Here is a 21,635-nt window from a genome sequence, read left to right on the forward strand (position 1 = left end):
AGCCGCACCGACCGGGTGGAGTTGCCCATCACCACTCGGTCGATGGCGCTCACGGCGCTGCCGGGACCATCGGCGGCGCCCCGGGCGTGGGCGTCAAAACCAGCTTCTTCGCTTGCCTAGGCAAGTGCCTTCACTTGCCTAGGCAAGTGAAAGGTAGCTCGTTCACGGTTGCCTAGGCAAGTCATTCGTGTTGCCTGGGCAAGTATGATGAAGGTCATGGACGCCCAACCCTGGCTTGACGACGAACAGCAGGACCTGTGGCAGGCGCTGCTCACGGTCGTGATCGCCCTCCCGGCGGCCCTCGACCGCCAGTTGCAGCGGGAGGCCGGTATCTCCAACTTCGAGTACGGGGTCCTGGCCCGGCTGTCCATGGCGGATGAAGCCACGATGCGGCTCAGCGACCTGGCCCGGGTCTGCGACAGCACCCAGCCCCGCCTGTCGAAGGTGATGGACCGGTTCGAAGCCCGCGACTGGGTCGCCCGCCGCCCCGACCCCGGCGACGGTCGCTACACCTTGGCCACCCTGACCGACACCGGTCGGCAGAAGCTTGTCGAGAGCGCACCGGAACACGTCGCGCAGGTGAAGCGGCTCGTGTTCGATCCCCTCACCGCCGCCCAGCGCCGCCACCTCGGGACCGCACTCACCCGCATCGCAGCCACGGTCCGCCGGGAACTCGAAGGAGGCTGAGCGCCATCCTCAGGCGGGGCATCCAGTCAACCCCGGAACGTGGGTGGTGCGTACGTCAACCATCCCCGCATGCGCGGAGCACTGTCGCCCACCATCGCCACCACCTCACGGGCCAGGCCCATCCCCGCGCGCGGAGAGCACGCCGAGTCTGGGCGGCGCGTGCTGCTGGTCGACTGGACCATCCCCGCGTACGTGGGGAGCACTGCGCGGAGTGCTACGACTACATGGGCGCGGTGGGACCATCCCCGCGTGCGCTGGGAGCACAAGGCCGTTGACAACCGGGCGCCGCCCAAGTTGGGACCATCCCCGCATGCGCGGGGAGCACCGGAGAGGCGGTGCCTGATCATCAGCAGCGACGGGACCATCCCCGCATGCGCGGGGAGCACACTTATTGACCTGGGGTGCTGTCTGCCGAGGGTGGCGTTTTCGATTACTTCCACTGCATTCGGCGCGGCGGCGGTAGGGGATGCGTCGGTTCAGTGCCACCACCGGCCTTGAGGGCTGGGGCAGATCCTGTCCGGGCCGGGCGAGACCGTGCGGCGCTCGCACTCTCTGCTCCGGTTGCGGGTCAGCGTCTCAGGCGGAGGCCCTTGGGGGTGGCGTGGAAGCCGGCCTCGGTCAGGGCGGTGTCCAGAGGGGTGCTGAAAACCGGCTCTCCATCGGCGCGTTCCACGGTCAGGGAGTCGGTGCCGCCCGCGCTGACCGTGGCGGCCAAGGCTTGGGCCGCGCGGTGCAGGGCCGGCGGCGGCGACCCGAAGGTCAGGGCCGAGCGGCCGCCGCGTTCCAGGTACAGGGTCAGCGCGCCGTCGTCGATCACCACCAGGGCTCCTGCCTTGCGCCCCGGGCGGCCCGCCGCGTCGGAGGCGGGCGGCCACGGCAGCGCCGCGCCGTACACGTTCGCCGGGTCGGCCGCCGCCAGCACCAGCGGCGGCTCGGCGGCGTCCTCGGCCATGCCCCGCAGGCGGTCCACCGCGCCGGGCAGCGCGAACTGGGCCGCGCCCAGGCCCTCCACGAAGTAGCCGCGCCGCGCCCGGCCCGCCTCCTCGAAGCCGCGCAGCACCGGGTAGACCGCGCTGAACCCGCCCGCGCCGCCCGCTCGGCGGCGGTCTCCCCGGCGCACCTGCTCGGCCACCACCGACCCCCGGGTGACCACCCCGTAGCGGTCCAGCAGCGCGCCCGTGCCCGCCGCCAGGCGGCGGGTGGGGTCGGGCTCGCGCTCCGGCAGCAGCCACCACCGGCCCGCCGCCGTGGGCGGCCCCGTGCGGGTGGGCATGGCCGGGCGCCGCGACCGGCTGCGGTGGGCGGTCCCGCCCGCGCCCAGCAGCGCCCGCAGCGGCGCCACGGAGTCGTTGCCCACCCGCCCCGACCACACCAGGTCCCACAGCGCCGCCACGATCGCGGCGTCGGAGACCGCCGCCGCACCCTCGGCGCGCGCCACCCGGTCGGCGATGTCGCGGAAGAACAGCGCGCCGCCCTCGCGCAGCGCCGCCAGGACCGCCGCCCGCGCGGGGGTGCCCGGGGAGTCGTCGTCGGCGGGCTCGGGCAGCAGGGCCGCCGCCTCCTCGGCGGTGACCAGGCACACCCAGCCGTCGTTGCCGGTCATCGGACCCGCGCCCGCCCACAGCACCTCGCCGGCTTGGGTGAGTTCGTCCAGCAGCGGCGGGGAGTAGCTTTCCACCCGGGCGGGCAGCACCAGCGACTCCAGTGCCGACGCGGGCACCGGCGCGCCCCGCAGCGACTCCACCGCGGAGTACACCGCGTCGGGGCCGCGCAGCCGCCGCCCGCCCCCCGGCGAGGCGGGACCGGCCCCCAGCGCGCCGACGTGCTGCCACGCCGGAACGAACCGGCCCAGCGCCCGCTGCGGCACGGGCTCCACCTCGCGGCGCAGCCGCGCGATCGAGCGCCGCCGCAGCGCCCGCAGGACGTCGGTGTCGCACCACTCCGTGCCCCGGCCGCCGGGGCGGAACTCGCCCTCCACCACCCGGCCGTCCCCGGCCAGCCGACGCAGGACCTCGACCACCCGCCCCCGCTCCAGCCCGAACCGCGCGGCCGCGTCGTCGGCGCGGAACGGCCCGTGCGTGCGGGCGTAGCGCGACACCAGGTCGCCCAGCGGGTCGGGCACCGGGGCCGCGAACACCTCGGCCGCGCCCGCGAAGGCCGTGCCGTCGGCCGCCTCCGTACCGGTGCCCGCCCCGCCTTCCGGACTGGCGTCCTTCCGGCCACCCGCGTCGGCACTGCCGCCTGCGCCCGTGCCGCCGTCCGCGCCCGCGCCCGCGCCACCGCCCGTGCCACCGCGACGGCCCGGCGCCTCCAGCCACTCCGGCAGCGCCACCCCCGCGCCGTCGCGCAGCCGCGCGGCGTCCTCGACCGCCGCCCACCGGTGCTCACCGGCGACCACGACCTCGATCGCCCGCCGCGCCGCCGCGAGTTCCGCCAGCGACCCCGCCGCCACCCCGCGCTCCTCGGCCTCCCGGGTGGACAGCGGCCCCAGCTCACGCAGCAGGTCGGCGGCGCCCTCGCGGCCCGAGGCGGGGTCCACCCGGCGCTCGGGCAGCAGCCGCTGCAACCAGGAGTCGTACTCGGCGACCACCTCGGAGTCGAGGAGTTCGCGCAGGTCGGCCTGGCCCAGCAGCTCCGCCAGCAGCCCGGAGTCCAGCGTCAGCGCCTGGGCCCGCAGCTCCGCAAGCGGGGCGTCGCCCTCGTACAGGAACACCGCCGTGTAGCCCATCAGCAGCGACTGGGCGAACGGGGAGGCGCGCGGGGTCTCGACCTCGACCACCCGCACCCGACGCGCCCGGATGTCGGCCATCAGCTCGGTCAGCCCGCCCACGTCGAACACGTCGCGCAGGCACTCGCGCACCGCCTCCAGCACGATCGGGAACGACCCGTAGCGCCCCGCCACCGACAGCAGTTGCGCCGAGCGCTGCCGCTGCTGCCACAGCGGCATCCGCCGGCCCGGCCGCCGGCGCGGCAGCAGCAGCGCCCGCGCCGCGCACTCCCGGAACCGGGCCGCGAACAGCGCCGAACCGCCCAGCTCGGCGGTGACCGCGTCCTCGACGTCCTCGGGCGCCACCACCAGCGACTCCGCCAGCCCGCCCGCACCGCCCGCACCCGCCGCGCGGGAGCGCGGGCGGCGCCCCGGACCCCCGCCGGCGGAGTCGGCGGCCTCGGGGGAGTCCTCGACGTCGGGCAGCCGCACCACGATGCCGTCGTCGCCGTGCACCACCTGCGCGTCCAGGCCGTAGCGCTCCCGCAGCCGCGCGCCGATCACCAGCGCCCACGGCGCGTGCACCCGCGCGCCCAGCGGGGAGTGCACCACCGCCCGCCAGTCGCCCAGTTCGTCGCGGAACCGCTCCACCACGATCGTGCGCTCGTCGGGCACCCGGCCGGTGGACTCCTCCTGCTCGGCGAGGTACCCGACCAGGTTCGCCGCCGCCCAGTCGTCCAGCCCGGCCGCGGCCGCCCGGCGCAGCGCCTCGGGGGTGTCCATGCCGCCCAGCTCCCGGGTCAGGGCGCCGATGGCCCGGCCCAGCTCGGCCGGGCGGCCCAGCGCGTCGGCCTTCCAGAACGGCAGCCGGCCCGGGCGCCCCGGCGCCGGCGACACCAGCACCCGGTCGGCGGTGATGTTCTCGATGCGCCAGGCGCTCGCGCCCAGCACGAACACGTCGCCCACGCGGGACTCGTAGACCATCTCCTCATCAAGCTCGCCCACCCGGGTGGGGCCGCCCCCGCCGCCCCCGGCCAGGTGCACCGCGTAGGTGCCGCGGTCGGGGATGGTGCCGCCGCTGGTCACCGCCAGCCGCTGCGCCCCCGGCCGGCCCGCCACCGTGCCGCCCGATCCCGGGCCGCCGGCGTCGCGGTCCCACACCAGGCGCGGGCGCAGCTCGGCGAACTCGTCGGAGGGGTAGCGGCCCGACAGCATGTCCAGCACCCCCGACAGCGCGGAGTCGGGCAGGGAGGCGAACGGTGCGGCCCGCCGCACCAGGGCGGCGAGGTCGGACACCCGCCACTCGTCCATCGCGGCCATGGCCACCACCTGCTGGGCCAGGACGTCCAGCGGATTCAGCGGCATCCGCAGCTCCTCGATGGCGCCCGCCCGCATGCGCTCCACCACCACCGCCGAGGTCAGCAGGTCGCCGCGGAACTTCGGGAACAGCACCCCGCGCGAGACCTCGCCCACCTGGTGGCCCGCGCGCCCCACCCGCTGGAGGCCGCTGGCCACCGACGGCGGCGACTCCACCTGCACCACCAGGTCGACCGCGCCCATGTCGATGCCCAGCTCCAGGCTGGAGGTGGCCACCACGCACGGCAGCCGACCGGACTTGAGGTCGTCCTCGATCCGCGCGCGCTCGGCCTTGGACACCGAGCCGTGGTGCGCCCGCGCCACCACACCCGCCTCGACCCCCGAGGTCTGCCCGGCCTCGGCCATCACCTCGGCCGGGGCCAGGCGCGGCACCGCCGGCCCGCCCGGCGCGAGGGAAGGCGCGCCGGGCGGGCCGCCGGCCGCGCCGCCGGGGTCGGGGGCGGCGGCGGGGTCGAGGCCGCGGTCGACGGCGCTCCGCTCCGCCGCCAGTTCGTTCAGCCGGGCGCACAGCCGCTCGGCCACCCGCCGAGAGTTGCAGAACACGATCGAGGAGCGGTGCGCCTCGACCAGGTCGAGGACCTTCTCCTCGACGTGGGGCCAGATGGAGGTGCGGGCCTTGGCGGCGCGGTCGTCGCCGCGCGAGGGCGCCTCCGACGCCTCCAGTTCGGTCATGTCCTCGACCGGCACGGCGATGCGCACGTCGATCGAGGGGGCGCTCGGCGGCGCCACCACCGTGGCAGGGCGGGTGCCGCCGAGGAACCGCGCGACCTCGTCGTGCGGACGGACCGTGGCCGACAGGCCGATGCGCTGCGCGGGGCGCTCCAGCATGGCCTCCAGCCGCTCCAGGGTGAGCGCCAGGTGCGCCCCGCGCTTGGTGCCCGCCAGCGCGTGGACCTCGTCGACGATCACGGTGCGCACGCCCCGCAGCCCGGCGCGGGCCTGGGAGGTGAGGACCAGGAACAGCGACTCGGGGGTGGTGATGAGGATGTCGGGCGGCGCGGTGGCCAGGGCGCGGCGCTCGCCGGCCGGGGTGTCGCCGGTGCGCACGCCCACCGACAGCGCGGGGACGGGGGCGCCGATCCGCTCGGCGGCGCGCCGGATGCCCGAGAGCGGCGCCCGCAGGTTGCGCTCGATGTCGGTGGCCAGCGCCTTCAGCGGTGAGACGTAGAGCACCCGGCAGCGCAGCGCGCGGTCGTCGGGCACCGGATCGGTGGCCAGGCGGTCCAGCGCCCACAGGAACGCCGACAGCGTCTTGCCCGAACCCGTGGGCGCGACCACCAGGGTGTTGTCGCCCCTGGCGATGGAGTCCCAGGCCCCGGCCTGCGCGGGGGTGGCACCGCCGGGGAACGCGCCGCGGAACCAGGCGCGCGTGGCGGGGGAGAACCGGTCCGGCGGGTCGCCGCCGGCCGCGCCGCCGCGGGCGCCGGACTGGGGATTGGACACCATGGGAACCAGTCTGCAACGCGGCACTGACGAAACAGGTGATCCGCGCGGCGGGGAAGGGAGGTGCGGCAGCGGGGCAGGGGGGCGCGGGTGGCGGGGTGCGCGCGGTGGGTGCGCGCGCTTGCGCGGGCGCCGATACTGGTGGGGATGAGAATCTCGCAATTCTGGCAGCGCATGTACGACCAGTTCGGCGAGGGCTACGCCGACAGCCTCGCCCGCGACCACGTGATCGAGGGGCTGGGGTCGCGCACGGTCCAGCAGGCGCTGGCCGACGGCGTCAGCGCCAAGGAGGTCTGGCGGGCCGTCTGCGACACCTTCGACCTGCCGGCGGCGGCGCGCTGACACCGCCCGGCCGGATTCCCCGCGCCGGGCGCCGGGCGCCCGGCGGCCCCGCGTCCGAGAGAGGCGGGCGGACCCGCGAGCCGCGCGCGCCCGGCCGTGCGCCGACCAATCGCCCCGGTATCCGCCGGATCGCCGTGTTACCGGCCTGATCTGCGACGATGTCCGGGTGCCGCCTCGCGCCCGCACCGCCCTCGACCCGCCCGCACGGGTGGGGAAAACACGCGATCGAACAGAGGTTCGGGTAGGCTGGTGGTGAATCCGGGGCCGGTGGTGTGTCTCATCGGCCTCCGGCGGACCACGACGCCCCGCAGGTCGGGCGTCCGCGAGCGACCACGACCACCGCAGCCGCACACCGGCCGCGGCGGTTGTCCACAGGAGCGCGGACCCGGTCGAGGATTGTCCTCACGACCGCGTAGCGTCGCTCTCAACATGAAGAAGAAGACGTCGACCCAACAGGGGTTCCCCGTGGCTGCTGCTGACCGAGAGAAGGCTCTCGAAACCGCGCTCGCGCAGATCGAGCGCCAGTTCGGCAAGGGCTCCGTCATGCGCCTAGGCGATGACAACCGCCCCCCGATCGAGTCCATCCCCACCGGGGCGATTTCCCTGGATATCGCATTGGGAATCGGCGGAATTCCGCGTGGGCGAATTGTGGAGATCTACGGACCGGAATCGAGCGGTAAGTGTCTGGTCGCCGACACCCGGGTCTGGACCGACCGCGGCCTCGAAACCGTCGAGGAGCTGTTCGCGCGGGCCGGGCAGAAGGCGTCGTGCACCAGCCGCGTGACCGATATCCGCGACCAGGGCATCCGCGCCGTCAACGAACGCGGTGAACTGGAGCCCGTCGCCGCCCTCACGCACAACAACCGCAAGCCGGTGCTTCGCGTCACCCTCGAATCCGGCCGACAGGTCACGGTGACCCGCAACCACCCGCTGCGGGTCGTCAACCGCGACGGATACATCGTCTGGCGCAACGCGGGCGACCTCGCCACCGGCGACACCGTGGTCTCGGCCCGGTTCGGCGCCAAGGAGGCCGCCTCGGGCGGCGGCCTCAGCGAGGACGAAGCGGTCTTCCTCGGCTACCTCGTCGCCGAGGGCACGCTGGGCGAGCGCTACTCCCTGCGGTTCACCAACGGAGACCCCGAGGTCGGTGCCGAGTTCTCCGCCCTCGCCCGCTGGATCCTCGACACCGAGGTCCGCGAATACAGCGGCAGCAACTGCACCGAGTACGTCATCCCCGGCAAGGCCGTCCGCGAACACGTCGCCGCCACCTACGGCCTCGACTACTGCGGCGCCGCCGCCAAGACCGTGCCGCACTGCGTGCGCACGGCGGGCGACAAGGCCCAGCGCGCCTTCCTGTCCGCCCTCTTCGAGGGCGACGGCTGGATCGACGAATCCTCCTCCATCGGGTTGGGCACCGCCTCCGAGCAGCTCGCCCGCGAGGTCCAGCTCCTGCTCTACGGCCTGGGCGTGCCCGCCTCGATCTACAGCAAGTACAACCCCGCCTACGAGCGCACCTACTGGAGTGTCGTCGTCAACCCGGCGGTGGCGCACCGGTTCCTCCAGGAGGTCGGCTTCCGCTCGGCGCGCCGGGCCAAGCAGGTCGAGCGCCACTACCGGCTTTCGGTGCGCAACTCCCAGTTCGAGAACATTCCGCACCTGGGCGGCCTCATCCGCAGCCTGCGCGACCACCTGGGCGGCGACCGCGACTTCGACGACGTCGCGGGCGACGTCATGCGCGTCGGCTCCACCCTGGCCTGTAGCCGCGAATCCCTGCGCGCCATCCTCCGCTGGGTCGACGACCGCCCGCATCTGACCGGCCCGGCAGTCCAGCCGCTCGTGGACTATCTGCGCTACCTCGCCGAAGCGCCCTACACCTACGAGTCGATCACCGCCATCGAGGACGGTGGCCTTCAGCCCACCTTCGACCTCATGCTGCCCGACACCCACAGCTTCGTCGCCGAGGGCGTCCTCTCGCACAACACCACGGTGGCCCTGCACGCGGTGGCCAGTGCCCAGCGGCTGGGGGGGATCGCCGCGTTCATCGACGCCGAGCACGCGCTCGACCCCGAATACGCCAAGAAGATCGGCGTCGACACCGACGAACTCCTGCTTTCCCAGCCCGACACCGGTGAGCAGGCGCTGGAGATCGCCGACATGCTGATCCGCTCCGGCGCGGTCTCCATCCTGGTGGTCGACTCCGTGGCCGCCCTGGTGCCGCGCGCGGAGATCGAGGGCGAGATGGGCGACAGCCACGTCGGCCTCCAGGCCCGGCTGATGTCCCAGGCGCTCCGCAAGATCGCGGGTGCGCTGCACCAGACCGGAACCACCGCGATCTTCATCAACCAGTTGCGGGAAAAGGTCGGCGTCATGTTCGGGTGCATGTCGTACGGCACCCGGGTCACCCTCGCCGACGGAACGCAGGAGAAAATCGGCAAGATCGTCAACCAGCGCATGGACGTCGAGGTCATGTCCTACGACCCCGACCTCGACAAGGTCGTGCCGCGCAGGATCGTCAACTGGTTCGACAACGGCAACGCCGACCTCTTCCTCCAGTTCACCGTCGCCAAGTCCGGCAAGAACGGCCGGGCGCAGTTCGCCGCCACGCCCAACCACCTGGTGCGCACGCCCGGCGGGTGGCGCGAGGCCGGCGAACTCATGGTGGGCGACCGCGTGCTGACCACCGAGACCCACCGCCTGAGCGAGCAGCAGCGCCAGATCGTCTTCGGATCCGTCATGGGCGACGGCAACCTCTCGCCCAACCGCCGAGGGCGCACCGGCGTCCGGTTCCGCATGGGGCACGGCGCCGCCCAGAAGCCCTATCTCGACTGGAAGACCTCGCTGCTGGCCAATATCGGGCACTCCTGCACGACCAATGCCAAGGGCGCCGTCTTCACCGACTTCACCCCGCTGCCGGAGTTGAGCGAACTCCGCGAGGTCGTCTACTTCGGCGACGGCAAGAAGCACTTCACCTGGGAGTTCCTGAAGTCCCTCACCCCACTGGCCCTGGCCGTGTGGTACATGGACGACGGCTCCTTCACCCTGCGCTCCAAGGGCGTGCAGGCGCGCACCGAGGGCGGCAGCGGCCGCATCGAGATCTGCGTCGAGGCGATGAGCCCCGGCTCCCGCCAGCGGCTCGTCGAGTACCTGCGCGACACCCACGGCCTCGACGTCAGCCTGGCCCTGCGCGGTTCCGCCCGCAAGGCGTTCATCCGCTTCACCACCGCGGCCTCGGCGCGCTTCCAGGAGATTGTCGCGCCCTACGTCCACGAGTCGATGGACTACAAGCTGCTGCCGCGCTTCCGCGGGCGGTGCGCGATCGAGCCGGAGTTCGTCGAGCCGGAGGAGAAGCTTGTCGCGGCGCCCATCCTCGACATCCACGACAAGCCGGTCACCCGCAGCATGCGCCGGTTCGACATCGAGGTCGAGGGCAGTCACAACTACTTCGTGGACGGCGTCATGGTCCACAACAGCCCCGAAACCACCACAGGTGGGCGGGCGCTGAAGTTCTACGCCTCGGTGCGGCTGGACGTCCGGCGGATCGAGACGTTGAAGGACGGCACCGACGCGGTCGGCAACCGGACCCGGGTCAAGGTCGTGAAGAACAAGGTGGCTCCGCCGTTCAAGCAGGCGGAGTTCGACATCCTCTACGGGGTCGGCGTCTCGCGCGAGGGCGGGCTGATCGACCTCGGGGTGGAGCAGGGCGTCGTGCGCAAGTCCGGCGCCTGGTACACCTACGAGGGCACCCAGTTGGGCCAGGGCAAGGAGAACGCGCGGAACTTCCTGCGCGAGAACGTTGACATGGCCAACGAGATCGAGAAGAAGATCAAGGAGAAGCTGGGGGTGCCCGGGGCCTCCGGCGACGACTCCGCCGGGTCGCCGCCCGCCGACCCCAAGGCCGACGCCGCCAAGGCGGCCGGGGCCAAGGACACGGGCGCCAAGGACCCCGCCGCGTCGGCGGCCGACCCCGCCGCCGCGCCCGCCAAGCGGGCCACGCGGACCAAGGCCGCTCCCACCGCGGATGCCTGATCCGCGCGAAGGGCATGAGCCCCACGCGGCCGACTCCGGCACCTGGGCGGGCGGCGGTCCCGCTGCGGAGGAGGACCCCGAGGCCAAGGCGCGCGGCATCTGCCTGCGCCTTTTGACCTCGGCTCCCCGCACGCGGGCCCAGCTCGCCCAGGCGCTGCGGCGCCGGGGGATCGACGACGACGTCGCCGAATCCGTGCTCGGCCGCTTCAGCGAGGTCGGCATCATCGATGATGCCGCCTTCGCCGACGCCTGGGTCGACTCCCGCCACGCCGGGCGCGGGCTCGGCCGCCGCGCGCTGGCGGCCGAGCTGCGCCAGCGCGGCGTGGCCGAGGAGACCGTCCGCGAGGCCGTGGACGACCTCACCCCCGACCAGGAGGAGGACACCGCCCGCCGCCTGGTGCGCCGCAAGCTCGCCGCCACACGGGACCACGACCCCGCCGTCCGCGCGCGGCGCACCCTGGGCATGCTGGCGCGCAAGGGGTATGCGGCGGGCCTGGCCTACCGCGTCGTCCGCGAGGAGATGGAAGCCGAAGGCGACGACCTCGACCTGCCCGATCCCGAGGCCGGGTAGCCCCTCGGCACGCCGCTCGCTGGTGTCGGGGCGCCGATCCCGCTACCGTGGCCGCCCACGGACAGGGTGGCGACGACTGTTTTCCGCAAAGGAGCGGTGGCATGGCGGCGAAGCGGCAGGGTGGGCTCAACGCCTGGGAGAAGGCCGGAATCGGGGCGGTGGCCGTCGGCGCGGTCCTGACCGGCGCGGTCGGTATCGAGAGGGAGCCCGCGCAACCTCCGAAGTGGACCGAGGGCGCCCTCGACGTCACCGCGTTCCGCGCCCAGACCGCCGTGCGGAACCTGCACGCCGCCACGGTCAACCGGCTCGCGGGTCTCACCGGCCAGGCCGCCCCTGATCCCACCCAACTGAACGACTCCTCCGAGGTGGAGTCGGCCTACCGGCGCTACGGGCGGCTCGGGCAGAGCCTGGTGAACCTGGACAAGGACCTGCGGCAGGTCGAGACGGCGCTCGCGGGGGCCGACCCCCGCTTCACACCGGCTCGGCGCGGGCAGGCCCTGCCCGACGACGTCAACCGGCTGACCCCGGCGGACGTGGGCGACTACCTGCGGGCCGCCCGGTCCGGGGTCGAGCACATGGGGCAGTCGGCCGACCGGTTGTCGCGGGCGCACAGCGGCACGCCGGACGCGGCCGCCGCCGAGGTGTCGGCGGACGGGCTGCGGCGGGTGGCGGCGGATTTCCCGTCCGAGAAGGAGATCGGCGCCGCCCAGCGCGACGCTGATCAGCGGGGGGCCACCAACGCGGCCGGTGCGCCGCTGACTCGGGGCCGCCTCACCGCCGCACGCGAGGGCCGCCGCGCATCCGCCCGGCGCGCCCCGGCACCGCAGCCGGCCGCCCGGCCCCGCCGGACGCTCTAGCGGGAAAGGTCCGCGGCGGGCGGGCGATGGCGGCCGCGTGGGAGCGGGTGGTTCGGTGTGCGTCCGGTAGGCGGTGTCGGCGGCTGTGAGCGGTCGGGCGGGGAGGTGCGGTCGGTGTTCACGCGCATGCGGCGCTGGTGGTCGGCCTCGGATCTCGCTAACGTAGGGCCGTTTCCGGTCGATTCGGGAGTCGTTCTCCTCGAATTAAGGAGTGGTGGCAATGGCGAAAGCCGAGTGGGCTCGCGCCGCGGCCGGTCTGACGGTGACTTCGGTCGCCGCCGCGGCCACGCTCTACGGGGTAAGCGAACTCACCCGGGAGAGGTCCACCGCGCCTGGCGTGCGCCCGCACTGGGCCGACGCGGGGGCTCTCACCGCCATGGCCCGCGACGCCCACGACGGAGTCGTGCAGGCGTCCCTGAAATCCCGCAACGACATCGCCGTGCTCACGGCGAACCCCGACTTGTACGAGCAGGAAAGACGGTACTTCCACTCGGTGCGGCTGAACAGGTCGGCCGAGGTCGAGAAGGACTATAAAGAGCACGGGGGCGTCTTCGGGACCTACGCGATGGACTACAACAGGTACCTGCAAAGCCTGGAGTACTGCATCGGCGAGGGGCACGGAGTCGACTACACCAGCCCGCAGTTCAGCCACGTCAGCGGGCTGCCCGACGACGTCGGCGACCTCAAACCCAACGACGCCGCGCGGTTCCTGAGCAACTCCGGACAGGTCCTGAACGCGGTGGCGAAGTGGGCGGAGCGCTACGCCGCCACCCGGCGCGGCACCGCGCAGGAGGAGCAGGCCGCCGCGTTGGTGGCGAACACGCGGGAGTACGTGCGGCAGTTCCCGTCGCCCACGGAGATCGACGCAGCGCAGCGCAGCGACGAGCATGCGCTGGAGAGCGGCCTGTTCACGGCGGCTGCGAGCGCCGTGAAGACGGCGAATACCGCGGAGTCGGCCAAGACGGTGAAGGACTTGCCGGGCGCCCTGCCGATGAACGCCGAGACACTGGCCGCCGGGCGATCGAACGCCCGGCGCGTCAAGCGCCGCCCGCAGGCGCCGACGCCCGGTTCCGCCCGCCGCGCCGCACCCAAGGCGACGTAGTCCGGTTTCCGGGCCGGTGCTCTCGGAGCCCTGGCGTCCAGATGCTCCCCGAGTCCCGGCGCTCCCTCTGCGGGCGGGGCGGTCCGAGGGCGGGATCCATGTCGCTCCCGCGCACGACGCGGTCTTGCCACCTGGGTGCGCACGCGCGATGATCGCCCCCGGGCGACGGCGCGGTTCCCGGCACCGCCGCGCGGCCCGGGTGGACGAGGAAAGGCCGGCATGGCGTTCGACATCGAGTTCCCGCCGCTGAGCGCGGACGCGAAAACGTGGTTCCCCTGGGCCGAGCACAAGCACGGCATGATCCGGGGCCAGTTGAACGTCGACGTGGAGCAGGCCGTGGCCGCTCTGCGCGACTGGGCGCGGGAGCGGGCCGCGCTGGTGGACCTTCTCCCGGAGTTGGACCGTCCGGCCGCCGCAGGGGTGCCGCCGCAGGCGGCGGCGGACCGGGCGCGCCACGCCGCCGAGATCCGGGAGAAGTGGGCGCGGCTCGACCCGGAGCAGGTCGGCGGCTACGCCACGGCCGACCGGATGAACCCCGCGGTGGCGGTGCGGTTCCTGGCGGGCAGCACCCAGGCCGCGCACCGGCGCGGGCACGACACCCACACGGCCCTGTCGCGCGGAACGCGGCGCGTCCGCGAGGGCGTCGCGGAGATGCGCGACCTGCGCCAGAGGATCACCGCGAGCCTGGCGGGCGGAACCGACTCCGCCCCGCCCGCGCCCGAGCAGGAGGAGGGCCGCAGCGCCGCAGTGGCAACGACGCGGGCGGACAGGCCGCGACGCTGGCGCCTTACTAAGGGCGCCGCCCGCCACTCACCGTCCGCCGCCCGCCGTCGGGAGCAGCGGAAACCCGGTCGCGGATTGAGTTGACGCAGACGGGAGGTGGGGGACCGACGCCACGCCGAGCCTGCCTCGCGCGCCCCGACCCCCCGCCGCGTTGCCGCCCCGTCGCTCGCGTTGACCACCGTCGGGCGAGCAGATGGCCGCTGACCTGGGACGCGCTAGGTCAGGGATGGGGACGGCAGCGCGGCGCGGTCCGGAGAGCGCTTGACCTCCGGGCCGCGCCGCTGGGGGCTAGAGTGCGGCTCTGCCGGACGTGTTCGCCCTCGGCATGCGGTGGGCCGCGTTCGCCCGAGGGGCGGCGGCGTGTGACTTGCGGGCCGTGGCGGTGGTGGCCGCAGCCAACGACTTCGGGCTCAGGCTCGGCGCCAGGGCGTTGTTGGTCGAGCGGTTCTCCCCCACGACACCGGCGTCGATTTCCTCCTTGCCCGGGAAGTGGATGGCCCAACGCTGCATGCCGTCCAGTGCGGCTTTCGCGTCCTTGTTGTGTTCAACGGACGGTGCAACGCGGTTGACGGCTGAGTGAAGCGTCGAGACGCGCTCGGCGGAGTTGTGGAGGAACTTGCGATAGTCCTCCAGGGTGGCGCTTTGCGGGTTCTCGGGCAGGATGCCGTTGCCGTCGGTCGCCTTGTACGCGCCCTTGGTATAGGTCTTGAGGTCCCTTTCGGCGGCGGTGAGCGCGCGATTGATGGCCACCGCGCGCTCACCGAGGTCGCCCGCCCGCACGTACCCCAGTTCGAGGGAGGAGTGCGCGGTGTCGTTGACGCGGGAGCCGTTGAGGCCGGGATCGTTTCCCAGGTCCCGGCGCTGCCAGAACGCGTCCTGCTCGGCTGTGGGCAGCGCGTTGATGAACGATCTGACCGACGTGCTGATGCCCTCGGCGGCCGTCACCGCCTGCTGCGACGTTCGGACGAGGTCGGCTTTGGGCGACGGGGATGAGCCTCCGTTCCAAAGCGCGCCCGCTCCGATGGCGAGCGCGATCGCACCTGCGGCCATGCCGCCTCTTTTGAGGTTGGGGCGAACGGTTTTCCGCTCGCTGGCGGCCGAATCCGGTTGTTCTTTCATGGGGCGCTGCTTTCCACTGCGGAGGGAGGGAGGGTGGTCTGATGCGTGGGAGATCCGCTCAAGATAGTCCGCCATGATCGTCGGGTCCAGATCCGCTCCGCGCTTCACATCCCCGCCCACGCCGGCCCTTCCTCGCCCGGCTCACCCCGCCCCCGGGCCGTCCCCGCTACCCCTCGCCGTGGTCGCGGCCCGCCGCCATGCCCTCCTGGGCGCCCGCCCGGGGGTCGGGGCCGTCGAGCGGCGGCAGCGGCTCGGCCACCAGGTCCAGGTCGGTCTCGCCCTCGGCCTCGGTCTCGCCCCCGGCTCCGGCTCCGGACCCGAACCCTGCCCCGTGATCGTGGCCGGTGCCCGCGCCGTCCGACCGCTGCGGCGCCGCGCCCACTCGCACCGGGGCGTACTCGGTGCCGAGCGCGATCGGCGGCACCCCCTTGGGGGTGAAGCCGAAGACCTCCCCGTAGAACGCCAGCTCCGCCTCCAGCGCGCGCCGGCGGTTGTCGGCGGCGCGCAGCCCGTGCCCCTCACCCTGGAACTCGATGAGCGCGTGCCGGACGCCCCGCTCCGACAGCCCCGCCGCCAGCGTGTGGGCCTGGTTGGCCGGCACCACCGGGTCGGCCGACCCCTGGAGCAGCAGCACCGGCCGGGCGATCTCCCCGGCGCGGTCGATGGGCGAGCGCTCCCGGTAGGTGGCCGCGTACCCGGGCAGCGGTCCGATCAGGCCGTCGAGGTAGCGCGACTCGAAGTCGTGGGTCTCCCCGGCCAGCCGGAGCAGGTCGGTCACGCCCCAGGCGGAGGTGCCGCAGGCGAAGGTGTCGCCGGTGAGCGCCAGCAGGGTCGTCAGCCCGCCGGCGCTGGCGCCGCGCACGGCCAGCCGCGCGGGGTCGGCCTCCCCCTGGTCCACCAGGGCCCGCGCCGCCGCGGTGACGTCCTCCACGTCCACGACGCCCCACTGGCCGTGCAGCCGTTCGCGGTAGGTGCGCCCGAACCCGACCGATCCCCCGTAGTTGACGTCGAGGACCCCGATCCCGCGGCTGGTGTAGAACGCCTTGGCGAGGTCGAGCAGCCCCAGCGCCTTGCCGACCGGCCCGCCGTGCGCCCACACCACGTAGGGCGCCGGCCCCTCGCCCCGCATCCCGGGGTGGGTGGGCGGGTACACGGTGGCGTGCACGGTGGCGCCGTAGCGCCCGCTCACGGTGATGGCGCGCGGCTCGGGCAGGTAGCCGGGCTCGGGCAGGTGCTCGGCGGCGCGGCGCAGCACCTCGGTGCGGCCGGTGTCGGCGTCCAGGCGCACCAGGCTCAGCGGGGTGCGCGGCCCGCCGGCCAGCCCGACGACGGTGTGCCCGTCGCTCTCCAGCGACAGCCAACTGGTCAGGCCCGCGCCGCCGGTCTCCAGCGGGGTGAGGTCGGCGGTGGCGGGGTCGTAGACCCCGGGGGTGAGGTCGGCGTTGCCCGACAGGGCGACCAGGCGGCCGTCGGCCAGGCGGGCGTAGGGTCGCTGGCCCAGTCCGGGGAAGCCGTGGGCGAACTCCTCCTCGGCCGGGTACAGCGCGATGGCGGGCCCGGTGAGCCCGATCTCGTACAGGTTCCACCAGCCCGGCCAGTCCGACACGAAGCAGACGGTGCTGTCGTCGCGCCAGACGGGCGCCAGCACCGACTCGTTGATGCCGCCCTTGAGCGTGTAGACGTTGGTGACGCCGCCGTCGGCGAGCGTGCCGACCCGCAGTTCGGTGCCGTCCCAGGGCATGCGCGGGTGGTTCCACGACACCCACACCAGGTGGCGCCCGTCGGGGGAGGGCGTGGGCCAGGCGTAGAAGTCGGCGCCGGAGACGAGTTCGGTGACGGCGCCGGGGTCCTCGGCGGCGCGTCCCGACAGCGGCAGTGAGACGATCGCGCGCCGGGGTCGGGCCGGGGTGCCGTCGGCGGCGGGGTGGGGGTGGCTCTCGCGCACGCACAGCAGCCGCTTGCCGTCGGGGCTGAGCGCGAAGTCGGCGTAGCGCAGCGCGCCGGGCGCGGGCGGCTCGGGGCTGATGGGCCGGGGCGCCGAGGCGCCGGGTTCCAGCAGGTAGAGCCGCTGGTCGGTGAGGTTGGCGAAGACGATCCCGTAGCGGGTGATGGCCTTGTCGTCGCGCCGGGGGACGGGCAGGTGGGACCGCCCGCCGTACTCGTGGACGCGGGTGTGGGCGTCCCAGGGTGCGGGGAGGAGTTCGGCGACGCTGCCGTCGGCGCCGCGGTGCATGACGGTGGTGCGCCCGCCCTCCTCGGGGCGGGACTCCTCCCACCAGGTCTGCGCGCCGATGACGCTGGGGTAGCCCAGCAGGCGCTCACCTCGGGAGACGTCGCTGGCAGCGATGGGCGATGGCCAGGCGCCGTAGGGGGCCGTCACGCGGTCGGTCATGTGGAAACTTTGCACTCTGTGGGCTTATGGAACGACATGTCGACCTTAGTGGTATGTGCGGCCGAGCGCAGTAGGCCGGTGTCCCCGACTGTGCTCTCCGCGATCGGAATAGGGCTGAAAGTAGGCACTGTGCGGCACTTCGCCGCCACGGCTTATTCGTTCCCTACTTGTAATGCGCCCGGAGCGCCGCGGTACCGACCCGCTGTCTATAGTCCAGCCAATGTTCCGGGCCGGAATCCGCCTTAGGCACTTCAGTGGCCCTCGCCGGGCGACCCCCGGCGCGGCGCCCTTGCGGAAAGGACGCGCAATGAGGACCAGACCCACGAGCAGGCGACTGACGGGCGTGTCGGCGGCAGCGGCGGCGGGCGTCATCGCGCTCGGCGGCTGCGGTGTCGGGGACGCCGGGGCCGGTGGCGAGCTGAGCATGGCCACGGGCAGCACCGGCGGCACGTACTACCCCCTGGGCGGCGAAATCGCCGAGATCTGGTCGCAGAACATCGAGGGCGTCAACGTCAGCACGCAGGCCAGCGGCGCCTCGGTGGAGAACATGCGACTTCTGGACCAGGGCGAAAACGAATTGGTGATGGCCATCAACGGTGTGGCCGCCAGCGCCGTCGAAGGCGGCGCGGAATTCGCCGACGACCCGCTGTCCAACCCCGACAACGTGCGTTTCCTCGGCAATGTCTACCCCGAGGTGCTCCAGATCGTCACCACCGCCGACTCCGGAATCGAGACGATCGAGGACCTGGAGGGCAAGCGCGTCGACATCGGCCCGCCCGGCAGCGGCACGGCCGTCGCCGCCGAGCAGATCCTCGACGCCTACGGCATGAGCCTGGACGACATCGAGGCGTTCGACAGCACCTTCGAGGAGGCCGCCACCAAGCTCGGCGACGGCCAGACCGACGCGGCCTTCGCGATCCTGGCGCTGCCGGCCGGCTCCATCGAGCAGGTCGCCACCCAGAACGACATCCGGCTGGTCGACATCACCGGCGACGGCCTGGACCAGCTCATGGAGGACAACCCCAGCTACAGCGCCATGACGATCGAGGCCGACACCTACAACGGCCAGACCGAGGCCGCCGAGACCGTCACCAACTGGGCCGCGCTCTACACCACCGCCGACCTCGACGAGGAGACGGCCTACAACCTGGTCAAGGAGCTGTACGAGGGTGCCGGCGACATCGGCCACGACGTCGGCGGCCAGATCCAGCTCGACACCGCCGTGGAGAGCCAGGGCCCGGTCCAGCTCCACCCCGGCGCGGAGCGCTACTACGAGGAAGAGGGCGTCCTCGGCGAGTAGGGCGCGCGGCGCGGCCGGCGCAGTCGGGGCGGCGCGCGGGCTCGGTCCCGGGCGCCGCCGCGTCCTGCGCGGGCTGGCGGGGGCGGCCGCCGCCGTCGCGGTGGCGGCGGTCCCCGGCGCCGCCGTGCCCGGCCGCCGGCTGCGCTTCGTGGTGGCCGACCTGGACGCGGGCCGGGTGCTGCACGCCCACCCGGTGGCCGTGGGCGAGCACGTGGTGCTGCGCCACACCCACTCGGTGAGCAAGCGGCCGGTGGAGGAGGTGTTCTCCGTCGCCCCGCCGGGCCGGCTGGCCATGGCGGAGATGCGCTTCGACACCTTCGGCGCGAACCTGCCCGCCGGCCCCGAGCGCATCGGCTCGGTCACCACGACCTTCCTGCGCACCGACGAGGGCTACCGGGTGCTGCACCACGACCGGCCGCTGGACCGCGTGCAGCAGATGGTGGGCGGCCCCCGGGTCGACCACGTCCTCACCTTCCCCGACGGGCGGCGGCTGCGGCTGCTGGACGTGGTGGAGCGCGGCACGCGGGTGGAGTGGAGCGTCCAGGGCGCGCCGGGCGCCTGGCCGTGATCAGCGGGCGCGGGCCGCGACGCGGTCCGCGGCGACAGGAAGGGGATGGGCGATGACGACGGATCCGCCGTCGACGGCGCCGCCGCAGAAGGGCGCCGACGACTTCAGCGACATCGAGCTACAGAAGGAGGTCGCCGAACTCGAGGGCCACAACCTGGCCGAGGAGACCGCCGGCACCCGCCGCGACATCCGCGCCGTGTGGCGCTGGACGATCTTCGCGGTGGGCCTGGCGCTGTCGCTATTCCACCTCTACACCGGCTACTTCGGCACCCTGCCCGGGCTCCAGCAGCGCTCCTTCCACCTGGCGCTGGGCCTGGGCCTGGTGTTCCTGCTCTACCCCTCGACCCCCCAGGACACCCGGCGGCAGCGCTGGTACGGCTGGGGGCTGATCGCCGCCGGCATCGGACTGATCGTCTACGTGCAGGTGGAGGGCATCGCCGACTGGTACGTGTGGGCGCCCGGCGCGGCGATCCTGGCGCTGGTGCAGGCCGCGCGCTACGTGCCCTGGCAGCCGATGGGCATGCCGGCGGCCGACGTGCTGCTGGCGCTGCTGGGCACCGGCGCGGGCCTGTTCCTGTTCTTCGCCTACGAGGACATCGTCAGCTCGGTGGGCGTCATCAACCCCGTCTACGTCGCGGTGGGCACGGTGGGCCTGCTGCTGGTCCTGGTGGCCGCCCAGCGCACACTGGGCGCGGCGCTGGTGATCCTGGCCGGGCTGATGCTGGCCTACGCGTTCTTCGGGCCGTTCCTGCCCGGGTTCCTGCACCACAGCGGCTACAGCATCGACCGGATCGTCTCGACGCTGTTCCTGGGCACCGAGGGCGTGTTCGGCACCCCGCTGGCGATCTCCTCGACGTTCATCTTCCTGTTCCTGATCTTCTCGGCGATGCTGGCGCGCACCGGCATGGAGCGGTTCTTCACCGACCTGGCGCTGGGCCTGACCGGCGGCACCACCGGCGGCACCGCCAAGGTGGCGGTGGTGACGAGCGCGTTCTCGGGCACCATCACCGGAAGCTCGGTGGCCAACACCGTCAGCAACGGCGCGTTCACCATCCCGATGATGAAGCGCTCGGGCTACAGCCCCAACTACGCGGGCGCGGTGGAGGCGGCGTCCTCCACCGGCGGGCAGATCGCCCCGCCGGTGATGGGCGCGGCGGCGTTCATCATGATCGAGTTCACCGGGGTGCCCTACCTCCAGATCATGCAGGCGGCGATCGTGCCGGCGCTGCTGTTCTTCATCGCCCAGTTCGTGGTGGTGCACTACGACGCCAAGAAGCTGGGCATCCGGGGCGTGCCGCGCGAGCTGCTGCCCAACGTGCGGATGCTGATGGCCACCAAGGGCTACCTGCTGGTGCCCATCATCGGCCTGTTCGTGCTGCTGTCGCTGGGCTTCTCGCCGATCCGCTCGGCCATGGGCGCCATCGCGCTGACGGTCGGGGTGAACCTGCTGGCCCAACTGGTGGCGCTGGCGCTGCGCCGGTGGCGCGGCATGGACGACCGGCTCACGCTGTGGACGCTGCTGGACGGCCTGGTCGACGCCACCCGGGTGGCAATTCCGATCATCATCGCGTGCGCGGCGGCCGGCATCATCGCCGGCGTCATCACGCTGACCGGGCTGGGCCTGCGGCTGAGCGGCGGGCTGGTGAACCTGGCCGAGGACGTGCTCTCGCCGGGGCTCCAGCTCATCACCTTCGGGCTGCTCGACCCCACCCAGAGCCTGCTGTTCTGCACGCTGCTGCTGTCGATGCTGGCCTGCCTGATCCTGGGCATCGGCGTGCCGACCACCGCCAACTACGTCATCACCGCCACCCTGGCGGCGCCGGCCATCATCGCGATCCTCCAGGCCGACCTGGCCGAGCCGACCGTGGCGATGCTGCTGATGGCGCACATGTTCGTCTACTACTTCGGGGTGATGGCCGACATCACCCCGCCGGTGTGCCTGGCGGCCTACGCCGCCTCGGGCATCTCCGGCGGCAACCCGATCATGACGGGCGTGTACTCGGTGCGGATCGCGGTGTCGGGGTTCGTGGTGCCCTACATGTTCGTGTTCTCCCCGCAGTTGCTGCTCCAGGAGACCGGCTGGGTGGAGGGCACGTGGGCCTTCCTCACGGCGGTGCTGGGCATCGTCCTGGTCGGTATCGCGGTGGTGGGCCATTTGCGCACCGACATCAACTGGGCGGTGCGCATCGCGACGGCCCTGGGCGGGTTGGCGCTGCTGCACGCCAGTTGGCAGGGCGACGTCGCCGGGTTCGTCGTGGGCGCCGCGCTGTTCGCCTGGCAGTACTGGGCCGGCCGCGGCGGCCGGACCCAGGCCGCCCCCTCGGCGGCGCCGGCGGCAAGCTGAGGCGGCCGGGGCGCGCG

At 73.4% G+C, this 21,635-nt stretch carries 13 protein-coding genes and 1 pseudogene; 11 read left to right on the forward strand and 3 right to left on the reverse strand.

Translation table 11 applies throughout. The features are described 5' to 3' along the window. The first annotated feature begins 216 nt into the window (after nt 1-216). Nucleotides 217-687 (forward strand): MarR family winged helix-turn-helix transcriptional regulator, encoded by a 471-nt coding sequence (locus tag LG943_RS06370; protein ID WP_270071251.1) that lies wholly within the window; start codon nt 217-219, stop codon nt 685-687. A gap of 568 nt (nt 688-1,255) precedes the next feature. On the opposite strand, the gene LG943_RS06375 is transcribed toward LG943_RS06370, so the two are convergent. Further along, nucleotides 1,256-6,217 carry a DEAD/DEAH box helicase gene (locus LG943_RS06375; protein ID WP_270071252.1) on the reverse strand — a complete coding sequence of 1,654 codons (4,962 nt, stop codon included), beginning with the start codon at nt 6,215-6,217 and terminating at the stop codon, nt 1,256-1,258. A 144-nt stretch (nt 6,218-6,361) separates the two neighbouring features. Between LG943_RS06375 and LG943_RS06380 the strand changes: the two genes are divergently transcribed. The 7 genes and pseudogenes from LG943_RS06380 (at nt 6,362) to LG943_RS06405 (ending at nt 13,979) form a co-directional block, all read left to right on the forward strand. Beyond that, complete coding sequence (locus tag LG943_RS06380) at nt 6,362-6,556, forward strand: DUF3046 domain-containing protein (RefSeq protein WP_270071253.1); 195 nt, start codon at nt 6,362-6,364, stop codon at nt 6,554-6,556. Between the two features lie 465 nt (nt 6,557-7,021). Continuing rightward, nucleotides 7,022-7,249 (forward strand): annotated as a pseudogene (locus LG943_RS27670) (recombinase RecA); the annotation flags it as partial. A 45-nt stretch (nt 7,250-7,294) separates the two neighbouring features. Beyond that, nucleotides 7,295-10,582 carry an intein-containing recombinase RecA gene (recA, locus tag LG943_RS06385; protein WP_408648559.1) on the forward strand — a complete coding sequence of 1,096 codons (3,288 nt, stop codon included), beginning with the start codon at nt 7,295-7,297 and terminating at the stop codon, nt 10,580-10,582. Next, the gene (recX, locus tag LG943_RS06390) at nt 10,575-11,153 is read left to right on the forward strand and encodes a recombination regulator RecX (protein ID WP_270071255.1); all 579 of its coding nucleotides are present in this window, start codon (nt 10,575-10,577) and stop codon (nt 11,151-11,153) included. Before recA ends, recX begins: the two co-directional genes overlap by 8 nt. 101 nt (nt 11,154-11,254) lie before the next feature. Then, nucleotides 11,255-12,010, forward strand: a complete 756-nt coding sequence (locus LG943_RS06395; protein ID WP_270071256.1) for a hypothetical protein — start codon at nt 11,255-11,257, stop codon at nt 12,008-12,010. A 220-nt stretch (nt 12,011-12,230) separates the two neighbouring features. Continuing rightward, on the forward strand, nt 12,231-13,112 hold the full coding sequence (locus tag LG943_RS06400; protein WP_270071257.1) for a hypothetical protein: 882 nt from the start codon (nt 12,231-12,233) through the stop codon (nt 13,110-13,112). Between the two features lie 219 nt (nt 13,113-13,331). Then, nucleotides 13,332-13,979: a hypothetical protein gene (locus LG943_RS06405; RefSeq protein WP_270071258.1), complete on the forward strand. Its 648-nt coding sequence runs from the start codon at nt 13,332-13,334 to the stop codon at nt 13,977-13,979. A gap of 204 nt (nt 13,980-14,183) precedes the next feature. Here the strand turns inward: LG943_RS06405 and LG943_RS06410 are convergent, their stop codons facing one another. Together LG943_RS06410 and LG943_RS06415 are read right to left on the reverse strand one after the other, a co-directional pair. Continuing rightward, nucleotides 14,184-15,134 carry a hypothetical protein gene (locus tag LG943_RS06410; protein ID WP_270071259.1) on the reverse strand — a complete coding sequence of 317 codons (951 nt, stop codon included), beginning with the start codon at nt 15,132-15,134 and terminating at the stop codon, nt 14,184-14,186. A gap of 46 nt (nt 15,135-15,180) precedes the next feature. After that, a complete protein-coding gene (locus tag LG943_RS06415; protein ID WP_270071260.1) occupies nt 15,181-17,406 on the reverse strand; it encodes a S9 family peptidase in 2,226 nt (741 codons plus the stop codon). 307 nt (nt 17,407-17,713) lie between these two features. Here LG943_RS06415 and LG943_RS06420 point away from each other — a divergent pair, with 307 nt between their 5' ends. From LG943_RS06420 to LG943_RS06430, 3 genes are all read left to right on the forward strand, one after another. Next, nucleotides 17,714-18,706 (forward strand): TAXI family TRAP transporter solute-binding subunit, encoded by a 993-nt coding sequence (locus tag LG943_RS06420; RefSeq protein WP_270071261.1) that lies wholly within the window; start codon nt 17,714-17,716, stop codon nt 18,704-18,706. Nucleotides 18,707-18,806: 100 nt separating this feature from the next. Next, nucleotides 18,807-19,274: a DUF1850 domain-containing protein gene (locus tag LG943_RS06425; RefSeq protein ID WP_270071262.1), complete on the forward strand. Its 468-nt coding sequence runs from the start codon at nt 18,807-18,809 to the stop codon at nt 19,272-19,274. A 52-nt stretch (nt 19,275-19,326) separates the two neighbouring features. Continuing rightward, the gene (locus tag LG943_RS06430; RefSeq protein ID WP_270071263.1) at nt 19,327-21,618 is read left to right on the forward strand and encodes a TRAP transporter permease; all 2,292 of its coding nucleotides are present in this window, start codon (nt 19,327-19,329) and stop codon (nt 21,616-21,618) included. The last annotated feature ends 17 nt before the right edge of the window (nt 21,619-21,635 follow it).

The sequence above is a fragment of the Streptomonospora mangrovi genome (assembly GCF_027604915.1).
In the GTDB taxonomy this organism is placed as follows: Bacteria; Actinomycetota; Actinomycetes; order Streptosporangiales; family Streptosporangiaceae; genus Streptomonospora; species Streptomonospora mangrovi.